General features: G+C 69.4%; 12 protein-coding genes. 4 read left to right on the plus strand and 8 right to left on the minus strand.

Annotation, left to right across the window (positions count from 1 at the left end; genetic code table 11):
• Positions 1-46 precede the first annotated feature (46 nt).
• From lnt to LG391_RS23150, 8 genes are all read right to left on the minus strand, one after another.
• Positions 47-1,711, minus strand: coding sequence for an apolipoprotein N-acyltransferase (gene lnt / locus LG391_RS23115; RefSeq protein ID WP_225770404.1), 1,665 nt, complete (start codon positions 1,709-1,711; stop codon positions 47-49).
• A complete protein-coding gene (locus LG391_RS23120) occupies positions 1,647-2,552 on the minus strand; it encodes a hemolysin family protein (protein WP_225770405.1) in 906 nt (301 codons plus the stop codon). The genes lnt and LG391_RS23120 overlap by 65 nt, the downstream gene beginning before the upstream one ends.
• Positions 2,553-2,556: 4 nt before the next feature.
• A complete protein-coding gene (ybeY, locus tag LG391_RS23125) occupies positions 2,557-3,078 on the minus strand; it encodes an rRNA maturation RNase YbeY (RefSeq protein WP_308013065.1) in 522 nt (173 codons plus the stop codon).
• Positions 3,075-4,079, minus strand: a complete 1,005-nt coding sequence (locus tag LG391_RS23130; RefSeq protein WP_225770554.1) for a PhoH family protein — start codon at positions 4,077-4,079, stop codon at positions 3,075-3,077. Before LG391_RS23130 ends, ybeY begins: the two co-directional genes overlap by 4 nt.
• A 29-nt stretch (positions 4,080-4,108) precedes the next feature.
• On the minus strand, positions 4,109-5,425 hold the full coding sequence (gene miaB, locus LG391_RS23135; RefSeq protein ID WP_374200773.1) for a tRNA (N6-isopentenyl adenosine(37)-C2)-methylthiotransferase MiaB: 1,317 nt from the start codon (positions 5,423-5,425) through the stop codon (positions 4,109-4,111).
• Positions 5,426-5,558: 133 nt separating this feature from the next.
• The gene (locus LG391_RS23140; protein ID WP_225770407.1) at positions 5,559-6,401 is read right to left on the minus strand and encodes a 1-acyl-sn-glycerol-3-phosphate acyltransferase; all 843 of its coding nucleotides are present in this window, start codon (positions 6,399-6,401) and stop codon (positions 5,559-5,561) included.
• Positions 6,402-6,409: 8 nt separating this feature from the next.
• The gene (locus tag LG391_RS23145; RefSeq protein ID WP_225770408.1) at positions 6,410-7,246 is read right to left on the minus strand and encodes a GNAT family N-acetyltransferase; all 837 of its coding nucleotides are present in this window, start codon (positions 7,244-7,246) and stop codon (positions 6,410-6,412) included.
• Positions 7,247-7,435: 189 nt separating this feature from the next.
• Positions 7,436-7,846: a MucR family transcriptional regulator gene (locus tag LG391_RS23150; protein WP_034843559.1), complete on the minus strand. Its 411-nt coding sequence runs from the start codon at positions 7,844-7,846 to the stop codon at positions 7,436-7,438.
• A gap of 89 nt (positions 7,847-7,935) precedes the next feature.
• On the opposite strand from LG391_RS23150, the gene LG391_RS23155 reads away from it, so the two are divergent.
• From LG391_RS23155 to LG391_RS23170, 4 genes are all read left to right on the plus strand, one after another.
• Positions 7,936-8,190, plus strand: a complete 255-nt coding sequence (locus LG391_RS23155; RefSeq protein ID WP_225770409.1) for a sulfurtransferase TusA family protein — start codon at positions 7,936-7,938, stop codon at positions 8,188-8,190.
• 103 nt (positions 8,191-8,293) lie between these two features.
• On the plus strand, positions 8,294-9,973 hold the full coding sequence (locus tag LG391_RS23160) for an ABC transporter substrate-binding protein (protein WP_225770410.1): 1,680 nt from the start codon (positions 8,294-8,296) through the stop codon (positions 9,971-9,973).
• A gap of 216 nt (positions 9,974-10,189) precedes the next feature.
• Positions 10,190-11,152, plus strand: coding sequence for an ABC transporter permease (locus tag LG391_RS23165; RefSeq protein WP_225770411.1), 963 nt, complete (start codon positions 10,190-10,192; stop codon positions 11,150-11,152).
• Positions 11,153-11,170: 18 nt separating this feature from the next.
• Positions 11,171-12,109: an ABC transporter permease gene (locus LG391_RS23170; protein ID WP_225770412.1), complete on the plus strand. Its 939-nt coding sequence runs from the start codon at positions 11,171-11,173 to the stop codon at positions 12,107-12,109.
• The last annotated feature ends 1 nt before the right edge of the window (position 12,110 follow it).

A 12,110-nucleotide genomic window follows, 5' to 3' on the forward strand; every position in this document is an offset into this window, starting at 1 on the left:
GATCATTTCGCGAGGCGCGCATCCTAATGCGCGAAGCCGGGCAACTTCAAGGCAGTCCGGCGGCGGACGGAGGCGGGATCGGTCGCGCCGGCCGTCCGATCCGTCCGGCCAGAAGGCCCAGGACCAGCAGCAGCCAGAAGCCGGCCTCGCCCCAGCGGGCATAGGGCGTCTCCGGCAGCGCCGCCGGCAGGGGGGTATCGAGGATGCCGGCCGTGCCGAGGGCGATCTCCCCCGTGACCCGGCCATAGGCGTCGACCACGCCGCTGATGCCGGTGTTGGCGGCGCGCACCAGCGGCAGCCCCTCCTCCACCGCACGGGTCCGGGCGATGGCGAAATGCTGGTGGGGCCCGCTGGTCAGCCCGTACCAGCCGTCATTGGTGACGTTCAGCAGCCAGCCCGGCCGCGGACCGGCGGGGTCCAGCACGGCGCCGGGGAAGATCGCCTCGTAGCAGATCAGCGGGCTGACCGGCGGCAGCCCGGGCAGGTCGATGGTGCGCGGCCCTGGCCCGGCGGAGAAGTCGAGCGACCCGGCGGTGATCTTCTCGATGCCGAACTGCTTCAGGAAGGCATGGAACGGCACGTACTCGCCGAACGGCACCAGATGCGCCTTGTCATAGGTGGCGAGGATCGTGCCGGAACGGTCCAGCGCATAGATGCTGTTCCAGGCCTGCAGCGGCTGGGTGCCGTAGGGCGTGGCCCGGGTGGCGCCGACCAGGGCTAGGGCGCTGGGCGGCAGGATCGCCCCCAGCGCCTTCTGCGCCTCCGGCTCCCAGGACAGGGTGAAGGGCACCGCGGTCTCGGACCAGATCACGGCGCTGACGCGCTCGATCCCCGGCCCGGTCGACATCGCCAGCTGCTTGTTGAAGTTCTCGACCAGCTTGTCGCCGGACCATTTGTCGGCCTGGGAGATGTTCGGCTGCACCAGGCGCAGGGTGACGCCGGGCACCGTGGCGCCGTCGTCGCCCGACAGGCGCCCGGCGCCCCAGGCCCCGATCGCCAGGAACAGGGCGATGCCGGCGGCGGTGGCGGCCCAGCCCTGCCGCGGCCCGGCCAGCGTCGCCGGCAGGGTGGCGGCGGCCACGGTCAGCGCGCTCAGCCCGTAGATGCCGATCACCGAGACGCCCTGCAGCACCGGCAACCAGCCGACCCAGGTGTAGCCGATCAGGTTCCAGGGGAAGCCGGTCAGGACATGGCCGCGCAGCCATTCCGCCAGGCCCCAGGCGGCGGCCAGGGCCAGGGGACCGCCCCAGCCGGCGCGGCGCAGCCCATGGAAGCCGAGTCCCGCGAGGCCGGTGAAGATCCCCAGCAGCGCCGGCAGCCCGGCCAGGGCGAAGGGGATCATCCAGAAGAAGCGCGGCAGGTCGACGGTCAGCGCCCAGGACACCCAGTACAGGCCGGGCACGAAGAAGCCGAAGCCGAAGGCCCAGCCGGTCAGGAAGGCGGACCAGCCGCCGCGGGCGCCGGCCAGGAGCCAGAACAGGCCGGGAAAGGCCAGCCACAGCGCCGGCGCGGCGTAGAGCGGCGGCACCGACAGGCTGGCCAGGACGCCGAGGCCGATGGCGGTCCCGAAGCGCCGCCAGCGGCTCAGCCCCATCAGGCGGGCGGCGATGCGATCGAGGATTCCGCCGGGCTGCGGCCCGGCTGTCTCAGCCAGCCTCGGCGCCGTCGCGGCGGCGGATGCGGAGGCGTTTGATCCGGCGCGGATCGGCATCGATCACCTCGAACTCGAACCCCTTGGGGTGGGTCAACAGCTCGCCCCGCGCCGGAATCCGGCCGGCGAGCGCGAAGACGAGGCCGCCGAGCGTGTCGATGTCGTCGCGCTCGTCCTCCTCCAGCACCGTGCCGACCTTGGCCTCGAAGGCCTCGATCGGCAGGCGGGCATCGGCGATCAGCGTGCCGTCCGGCTTCTCGACCAGCTGCGGCGGCTCGTCGATGTCGTGCTCGTCCTCGATCTCGCCGACGATCTCCTCGACCAGATCCTCGATCGTGATCAGACCGTCGATGCCGCCGAACTCGTCGATCACCAGCGCCATGTGCTGGCGCTTCTCGCGCATCTGCAGCAGGAGGTCGAGCACCGGCATCGACGGTGCGACGATCTGGACCGGGCGCAGGATCTCGGTCAGCGACTTCGGGGCGTCGACGTCGCCGGCCCGGGTTCGGCTCAGCGCCGCCACCACGTCCTTGACGTGGATCATGCCCAGCGCGTCGTCCAGGTTGTCGCGATAGACCGGCATCCGGCTGTGCGCCTCGCGCGCCAGGATGTCGAGCACGCCGGGCAGGGGCGTGTCGACCTCGACCCCGACGATGTCGGCCCGCGGCACCATCACGTCGATCGCCGTGCGGTCGCGCAGCCGCAGGATGTTGCCCAGCAGCATGCGCTCGTGCCGGGCGATCGAGGCCATGTCCTCGCCCTCGTCGCCGTCCTCGATCAGCTCCTCGATGGTCTCGCGCCAGTCCTCCTCGCTCTTGCCGCGCAGCAGGCCTCGCAGCCAGCTGCGCAACGGGTTGGCGTCGGAGGAGCGGGAAGGTCGGCCGGAAGATGTGTCGGACATGGCCTCAGGCGGGATCGGAATAGGGGTCGGCGATGCCGAAGCGGGCCAGGATCGCGGTCTCGATCCGCTCCATCGCCTCGGCCTCGTCGTCGGTCATGTGGTCATGGCCCAGCAGATGCAGGATACCATGAACCACCAAGTGGCGGGCATGGTCTACAGGGGCCTTGCCGTCGCGCTCGGCTTCGGCCAGCACCGTCTCGAGCGCCAGCACGACGTCGCCCAGCACCAGCGGAGCGCCGGGAAAGTCGGGCTCATCAGCCTCGGTCAGGGCGAAGGACAGCACGTTGGTCGGCGCGTCCTTGCCGCGATAGTCGCGGTTCAGCCGCTGCACCGTGGCATCGTCGGCGAACACGATCGACAGCTCGGCCGGACGGCCGGGCTCGATCGCGACGCTTGAGCCCGCCCCCGCGGCGACCGTGGCCTCGACCAGAGACTCGATGGCGGCGGCAAGGGCGTCCTCGTCGGCAAAGCCGGGCCCCAACGCCGACCAGCCGGGCGCGTCGATGCTGACGGTGAGGTCGATCACGGCTTCGGCTTCCGGGCGCGGTCCGCCGCCTCGTAGGCGCGCACGATGCGCGCGACCAGCGGGTGGCGCACCACGTCGCGGTCGCTGAAGCGGACGACGCGGATGCCCTCGACCCCGTCCAGAATCTCCAGCGCGTCGACCAGGCCGGACTTCTCGCCGCGCGGCAGGTCGACCTGGCTGATGTCGCCGGTGACCACCATGCGGCTGGCCTCGCCCATCCGGGTCAGGGCCATGCGCATCTGCATCACCGTGGTGTTCTGCGCCTCGTCCAGGATGACGAAGGAATGGGCCAGGGTGCGGCCGCGCATGAAGGCCAGCGGCGCGATCTCGATCACGCCGGTCTCCATGTGCTTGGCCACCTGCTCGGCCGGCAGCAGGTCGTAGAGAGCGTCGTAGAGCGGGCGGAGATAGGGGTCGACCTTCTCCTTCATGTCGCCGGGCAGGAAGCCCAGCCGCTCGCCGGCCTCGACCGCGGGGCGCGACAGCACGATGCGGTCGACCCGGCCGGCGATCAGCATCGACACCGCCTGGGCGACGGCGAGATAGGTCTTGCCGGTGCCCGCCGGGCCGACGCCGAACACCATCTCGCTCTGCGCCAGCGCCTCGATGTACTCCGCCTGGGTCGGGGAGCGCGGGCCGATCCGCTTGCGCCGGGTGACGATGGCGCCGTCGGATTTCAGGAGCGCGCTGCGCAGCGGCGTCCCGTCGGCGGCGGGCGCGTCGCGCACCAGCCGGATCACGCCGTCGATGTCGGCGCCGGTGACGCCCTGGCCCTGGGACAGCCGCTGCCACAGCGTCTCCAGCACCAGCCGGGCCTGCTCCACGGGCTCGGCCGGGCCCTTGATGGTGACGGTGTTGCCGCGCGACGCGAGGGACACGCCGAGCTGGTGCTCGATCCGCAGGAGATGCGTGTCGTGCTCGCCATACAGCAGCGGCAGCAGACGGTTGTCGTCGAAGCTGATCTCGGCACGCTGGGTCGCGGGCTTGGACCGGGCCGGCATCACGCCCGGGCCGTCGGGGCCGCGGGCGGTCACGCCGCCTCCTCCGCATCCGCCAGCACGACGGTGCCGGTCAGGCTCAGCAGCTTGCCTTCGGTGATGCGGACGGGCTGGACGGTGCCGAGCAGCCGGGCCGGCGCGTCGAGATGCACCGACTGCATCCAGGGGCTGCGGCCGTGCAGCTGGCCGGGACGGCGGCCCTGGCGGTCCAGCAGCACCGGCACGACCCGGCCGGCCATGCCCCGGTTGAAGGCGGCCTGCTGTTCCCACAGCAGCTGCTGCAGCGCCTGCAGCCGCTCGTCCTTCGCCGCCTCGGGCAGCTGGTCCTCCAGCGCCGCGGCCGGGGTGCCGGGCCGGGCGCTGTACTTGAAGCTGTAGGCCTGGGCGAAGCCGATCTCGGTGACCAGCTTCAGCGTGTCGGCGAAGTCGCGGTCGGTCTCGCCGGGGAAGCCGACGATGAAGTCGGAGGACAGCGCCAGGTCCGGCCGTGCCGCGCGCAGCCGGTCGACGGTCCGGCGGTACGTCGAGGCGTCGTGCTTGCGGTTCATCGCCGCCAGGATGCGGTCCGACCCGCTCTGCACCGGCAGGTGCAGGAACGGCATCAGCTGCGGCACGTCGCGATGCGCCGCCACCAGCTCGTCGTCGACGTCGCGCGGGTGGCTGGTGGTGTAGCGGATGCGGTCAAGGCCGTCGATCTCGGCCAGGGCGCGGATCAGCCGGCCCAGGCCCCAGACGGTCCCGTCCGGCCCGTCGCCATGGAAGGCGTTGACGTTCTGGCCCAGAAGGGTGATCTCGCGGGCGCCGAGCCCGACCAGGCGCCGGGCCTCGCCCAGGATGCCGGCGACATCCCGCGAATATTCGGCGCCGCGGGTGTAGGGCACGACGCAGAAGGTGCAGAACTTGTCGCAGCCCTCCTGCACCGACAGGAAGGCCGAGGCGCCCTGGACGCCGAGCTCGCCGGGCAGATGGTCGAACTTGCTCTCGACCGGGAAGTCGGTGTTGACCAGCGGACGTCCGGCCTGGCGGTGGGCGCGGGCCACCATCTCCGGCAGCTGGTGGTAGGTCTGCGGCCCGAACACCATGTCGACCCATGGGGCGCGATGGGCGATCTCCTCGCCCTCGGCCTGGGCGACGCAACCGGCCACGGCGACGATCATCGGTTCGTCCCCGGCCTTCGCCTCCTTCAGCGGGCGCAGCCGGCCGAGGTCGGAGAACACCTTCTCCGTCGCCTTCTCGCGGATGTGGCAGGTGTTGAGGATGACCATGTCGGCCCCCTCCGGGCTGTCGGCCAGGGCGTAGCCGAGCGGCGCCAGGATGTCCGCCATCCGACCGCTGTCGTAGACGTTCATCTGGCAGCCCCAGGTCTTGATGAACAGCTTCTTGCTGGCGGCTGTGGTCACGCGCGCGGGTCCGATCGGGTCCAGATCTCAGAGGAATTGCGATGATAGATCACGGCGGCGCGCGCGGAAATCAAGCCTTGGCTCATGCCGCGCGGCGCTGATCGGCTATGCTTTCGTCCGCCGGGGCCTGCAGCCGGCCGGCATTGGCGGCGGACACGCCGGCGGCGATGGCGCGCCAGCAATGGTCCGCCAGGGCCTTGCGCGACCGCACATCCTCCAGCGTCACCGGCGGGTGGAAGATCACGGTGATCCGCAGATGCCCCTGCTTCACCACGTTCCAGAGGTGAGGCATCAGGTCCATGTCGCCGTACCAGGCGTAGATCGGGCGCAGGCGGCGGCCCAGCGGGATGCCGTCCAGCGTGGTGCAGGCCAGCGACACCGGCTGCACCGTCAGCGGCCGGCCGTCGATGCGCATCCCGGCGGCGGCGAACAGCGCGCTCTTGAACGGCAGGGTGCGGTTGCCGTCGCTCGACGTGCCCTCGGGGAACAGGACCAGGTTGTCGCCGGCCTCGAGCCGCGCCTGCAGGCTGTCGCGCTGGATGTCGGCCGACCCGCGCTTGGCCCGGTCGACGAAGACGGTGCGCTGCAGCCGCGCCAGGGCGCCGAAGAACGGCCAGGTGCCGACCTCGGTCTTGGCGACGAAGCTGCCGGGGATCAGCGACCCCAGCACCTCGATGTCGAGATAGGACAGGTGGTTGGAGACGAACAGCGTCGGCGCCGCGGTCGACATCGTGCCCCGGGTCTCGACGTCGAGGCCGAGAATGCGGCAGCAGGTCCGGTGGTAGAACACCGGCAGGCTGGTCTGCAGCCGCCAGCCGAAGCGCACGGCCAGGGCCTGCACCGGCATCAGCATGACGGTCCAGGGCACATAGACGGCGAGCCGGGCCACCGCCCGGAGCTTCGACCCGAGACGCGTACCCGCCATCGCGCCGGTCAGTCCTTGCGAAAGGCCAGGACCGGTCCCTGGTCGCGCTTCCGCTCGTAGTGCTTGAAGTATTTCTCGGTCACCAGGTCGGTCTTGACGATGATGGCCACGTCGGTGGTGCCGAACTGCTGGTCGATCACCGCGCCGTCGCCGACATGGCCGCCGAGGCGGAGATAGCCCTTGATCAGCGGCGGCAGGGCCGCGATCGCCTCGCGCTGGTCGATCTCGGCCAGCGGCAGCAGGCGCATGTCGGTGTAGCGCTCGGGCAGGGCCTTGGGCCGCAGTGCCGGCGGCGCCAGGTGATAGTGATACAGATAGGACAGCGGCAGCTTCAGCGCGTCGGGGTCGGTCCCCGGCAGGCTGGCGCAGCCGAACATGATCTCGATGTCATGCTGGAACAGATAGGCGGCGATGCCGCGCCACAGCAGCTGCATGGTGCCGCCGGAGCGATAGGGGCCGGCGACGCAGGACCGCCCGAGCTCCAGGATCTGGCCGGGATGGGCCTCGATCTTGGCGATGTCGTATTCGCTGGCGGAGTAGAAGGCGCCGATCTTCGCCGCCCCGTCGCGCTGGATCAGCCGATAGGTGCCGACCACGCCCTGGGGGCCCTTGCCGCGCGCGTGGTCGATCACCAGCAGGTGGTGGGCGACATCGTCATAGGTGTCGAAGTCGCGGCGGGCGGCCGCCATCTCGGCCGAGGGTTGGGCCGCCATCTCCTGATAGAAGACGGCATAGCGCAGCTCCTGGGCCGCCCAAATCTCCTCCTCCGTCTCGGCCAGCCGGACCTCCAGATTGCCTGCGCGCAGGCTGAATCCGTGGTCATCGACGAAGGTTGTGACTGCCATGCTGCGTCCGTCCGCTCCAATTCTCCCGAGGCGCCGCGCGGCGATTCTCATGTCACCGCACAAGGCGCCCGCCCAATTATAAAGCAGAACGGTTACAAATGTGCGCTGATTTCGCGGGCGGGACCGCCGGCCCCTCGCCCGGGCCGGAACCGGGCGGTCCGCCGGGTGACGGACCGCCGCGATTCGGGATCAGTCCCGCCGGGCGCGGGTGCCGAGGCCGATCTGCTTCGCCAGCTTGCTGCGCTGCTTGGCGTAGTTCGGCGCCACCATCGGATAGTCGGCCGGCAGGCCCCAGCGCTCGCGATACTCGTCCGGGGTCATGTTGTAGGCCGTCTTCAGATGACGCTTCAGCATCTTCAGCTGCTTGCCGTCCTCGAGACAGATGATGTAGTCCGGCGTGACCGACTTCTTGATGGGAACCGCCGGCTGCGGCTTTTCCGCGACCGGAGTCGGCTCAGTCCCGAGGCCGTTCAGCGCGCGGTAGACTTGCTCGATCAGGCCCGGCAGGTCCGAGATCGCAACGGTATTGTTTCCTACGTGTGCCGCGACGATTTGGCTTGTCAGGTTCATCAAATCGTTGGACGGCGTTTCATTGCTCATGTTCACACTCCCGCGGCACGATTGTTGGGTATATAAGTCGCCCACTACTGGACTGCAACACGAATCGACATGAAAATCGAGAAAGCGTCATGAGCAATCAGCCACCGGTCCGGACTCTCGATGTAACGGCGGAAGTCTGCCCTTTCACTTTCGTCAAAACCAAGCTGCTGCTGGAAGATATGAAGCCCGGCGAGGTGGCGGAAATACGGCTGAATGCGGGTGAGCCGCTGATCAATGTTCCGCGCTCGGCGACGGAAAGCGGCCATCGCGTGCTGTCGGTGGAGCCCGAGGATGCCGGCGAGACCCGCTGGCTGGTGCGCATCGAGCGCGGCCCGAAGGGCTGACCACCGGCGGTTTCGCCCGCAATTCATCTATTTAGTTGTGTAGTTGACTTTCATTTCACGCCCTGTCACGTCGAAGCTTCCCGCCCGAGGAGGACACCCTTCGATGCGCTCCCACCGCACATCCCGACTGGCCACGCTGGCCCTGATGCTCGCCATCGCCGGCGGCCCGCCCGCAATGGCCCAGGACATCCTGCCCGACGGCATCACCCCGGCCGCCGACCCGTCGGCGGTCCCGGCCACGGCGAAGGCCCGCAAGGATACCGTCGTCGCCTCGATCAGCGCGCCGCAGGGCGTGTTCAACCCCTATTTCTTCAGCAATGGCTGGGATGAGAACGTTACCGAGGTGATCTTCGGCCGGCTGGTCAACTACGACAGCCAGGGCAAGCTGATCCCGGAGCAGGCGGAGTCCTGGACGGTCAGCCCGGACAACCTCGTCTACACCATCAAGCTGCGGCCGGGCCTGAGCTTCAGCGACGGCTCGCCGCTGACCGCCGAGGACGTCGCCTTCACCCTCACCGTGCTGCACGACCCGACGCTGGAGAGCGACACCGACATCACGCCGGCCGCGATCGCCGGCGGGGCGGAGTACAAGGCCGGCAAGGCCGACGGCATCGCCGGCATCAAGGTGATCGACCCGCAGACCATCCAGGTCACCACCACTCAGCCCGGCGCCAAAACGCTCTACCTGATCGGCGGCCCGGTGCTGTCCAAGGCGCATTACGGCAAGGGTTTCGCCCGCGGCCAGCTCGACGGCATCCGCGCCCTGGGCGGCGACCCGCTGGGCGCAGGCCCCTATGTCTTCGACAAGTTCATTCCCGGCCAGGAGGTGCGGTTCCACGCCAATCCGCGCTACTACGCCGGCAAGCCTGGGGTGGAGCATTTCATCTACCGGATCACCTCGGACGCCACCAAGCTGCAGCTGTTCCAGACCGGCGAGACCGACTATGACGGCTTCACGGTCAGCCAGGACAATGTCGACGCGCTGCAGAGCCTGGGCTTCGCCGCGATCAACCTGTACGGCTCCAGCGACTACAGCATGATCGAGTTCAATCCGAAGGATCCGCTGCTGAAGGACGTGCGGGTGCGGCACGCCCTGACCTACGGCCTCGACCGCCAGACCCTGGTGACTGTGGTCTATCAGGGCTACGGCCAGGTCGCGACCCAGCCGGTGGCGCCGATCTCCTGGGCCTATGACGCCAGCGCGGTCGAGCCCTTCGCCTACGACCCGGCCAAGGCCGCGGCGCTGCTGGACGAGGCCGGCTGGACGCCGGGGCCGGACGGCATCCGGGTCAAGGACGGCCGGCGCCTGTCGCTGCGCCTCCTGGCCACCAAGTCGCTGTTCAACGACGCGCTGATTCCGATCGCCAAGGAGAACTGGAAGGCGATCGGCGTCGACTTGGTGCCCGAAGTATCGGACTTCAACGCCCTCCTGGCCAAGCGCAAGTCCGGCGACTACAACCTCGCCACCTTCCGCACCTCGACCATCAACGACCCGCATGACGGGGTCGACCGGTTCCTGTCGGAAACCGGCGAAGTCGGCCGGCTCGGCTACCGCAATGCCGAGGTCGACCGGCTGATCCTGGCGGGCAACGCCGAACTCGACCCGGAGAAGCGCAAGCCGATCTACCACCAGCTCTACAAGGCGCTGGCCGACGACCCGCCGGTGATCTTCCTGGCCTACCGGAAGATCCTGTCGGCGACCGATGCCCGGGTGGAAGGCTTCAAGCCGGACATCTACAACGGCATCATCGCCAGCCTGCCGAAGCTGAAGATCGTGCAGTGAGCTTCTGCCGGGTCTTGCCCTTTTTTTCTCCCCCTCCCCTTGCGGGAGGGGGTAGGGGGAGGGGGCTCTCTCGGCGAATGCCGGTATCGGTCCATAGGCCGCGGTGATGACGGAAACGATCCTGACTCATATGCGCGCGGACGCGCGCAGGCCCCTCCCCCTTTCCCCCTCCCGCAAGGGGAGGGGGAGGTTGGGAGAGACGGCGGCCCGGGAGGCATGAGGACCTTCGTCATCCGCCGCCTGCTGCTGGCGGTGCCGATGCTGCTGGGGGCGTCGGCGCTGATCTTCTTCGTCTTCGCCCTGACCCCGGGCGATTTCGTCGACGGCAACATCAACCTGACGCCGGAGCGGGCGGCGGAGCTGAAGTCGCTGTACGGACTCGACCGGCCGGTCCTGGACCGCTACCTCGACTGGCTGGGCCGGCTCGTGACCGGCGATCTCGGCTATTCGATGCAGTACCAGATCCCGGTCGGCACCCTGCTGAACCAGTATGTCTGGAACTCCTTCCTCCTCGCCGGCACGGCCATGCTGCTCTACTGGACCCTGTCGCTGCTGGCCGGGGTGACGGCGGCGGTGAAACCGTATTCCTGGTACGACCGGCTGGTGACGCTGGCGGTGTTCGCCGCCATGTCCTTCCCGGTCTTCTTCCTGTGCCTTTTGCTGATCAAATGGTTTGCGGTCGACCTGCGCTGGCTGCCGGTCGGCGGCATGATCAGCACCGGCAGCGAGGCGACCGGCTGGCCGCTGGTGGTCGAGATCGCCGCCCACATGGTGCTGCCGGTGCTGGTGCTGACCGCGCTGCAGGCCGGCAGTCTGACCCGCTACATCCGCGCCAGCATGCTGGAAGCCCTGGCGATGGACTTCGTCCGCACCGCCCGGGCCAAGGGGCTGAAGGAGCGTACGGTGGTGCTGAAGCACGCGCTGCGCAACGCCCTGCTGCCGATCATCACCCTGCTGGGCTTCGAGCTGCCGGGCCTGTTCTCCGGCGCCATCGTCACCGAGAAGATCTTCAACTGGCCGGGCGCCGGCCACATCCAGATCGACACGCTGGCGGCGCGCGACTATCCGGTGCTGATGGGCTTCACCATGGCGCTGGCGGCGCTGACCATCCTCGGCAACCTGATCGCCGACATCGCCTATGCCGCGGCCGACCCGCGGATCCGGCTGCGGCGGCGCTAGGCCATGGGGATCGCCTCGTTGAACCCCTTGCGCCGCCGCCGGGCGCGCGAGGCCGAGCTGGTGGAGCTCGCCGGCCGCCTCGCCGTCACCCGCTCGCCGCTCGGCGACGCGCTGTGGCGGCTGCGCCGAAACCGCACCGCCATGGTGGCCGCCGCGGTGCTGCTGCTGATCGTCCTGGTCTGCGTTGTCGGGCCCTGGGTCAGCCCCTGGGACCTGAACGCGACCGACGCGCTCAGCCCCAACCGGCCGCCCAGCCTGCGGCACTGGCTGGGCACGGATTTCCTCGGCCGCGACATCCTGGCCCGGCTGATGGCGGCGGGCCGGATCTCCCTGACCGTCGGCCTGGCTTCGGTGCTGCTGTCGGTGGTGGTCGGCTACATCGCCGGTGCGGTGGCGGGCTATCTCGGCGGGCTGGCCGACGCGGTGATCATGCGCGTGGCCGACATCGTGATGACGATCCCGACCCTGCCGCTCCTGATCATCCTCGGTGCCGTGCTGTCCGAGCTGAAGGTACCGCCGGACCAGCGCATCTACCTGGTCGTCGTCATGCTCAGCCTGCCGAACTGGATCCGCGTCGCCCGGCTGGTGCGGTCGCAGATCCTGTCGCTGCGCGAGCGCGACTTCATGGTGGCGACCGAGGTGCTGGGCCTGCCGCTGCACCGCCGGCTGTTCCACCATCTGCTGCCGAACACCGTGCCGATCCTGATCGTGGTCGCCACCGTTGGCGTCGCCGACGCGATCCTGAACGAGGCCTATCTCAGCTATCTCGGCCTCGGCGTGGTGCCGCCGACCCCGTCCTGGGGCAACATGATGGACACGGCCAACAGCTTCGTCGACTTCCAGCGCCGGCCCTGGCTGTGGGTGCCGCCGGGCGTCGCGATCTTCCTGACGGTGGTCGCCATCAACGTCCTCGGCGACGGGCTGCGCGATGCGCTCGACCCCAGGATGAAGCGGTAGC

This window comes from Inquilinus sp. Marseille-Q2685, assembly GCF_916619195.1.
In the GTDB taxonomy this organism is placed as follows: domain Bacteria; phylum Pseudomonadota; class Alphaproteobacteria; order DSM-16000; family Inquilinaceae; genus Inquilinus.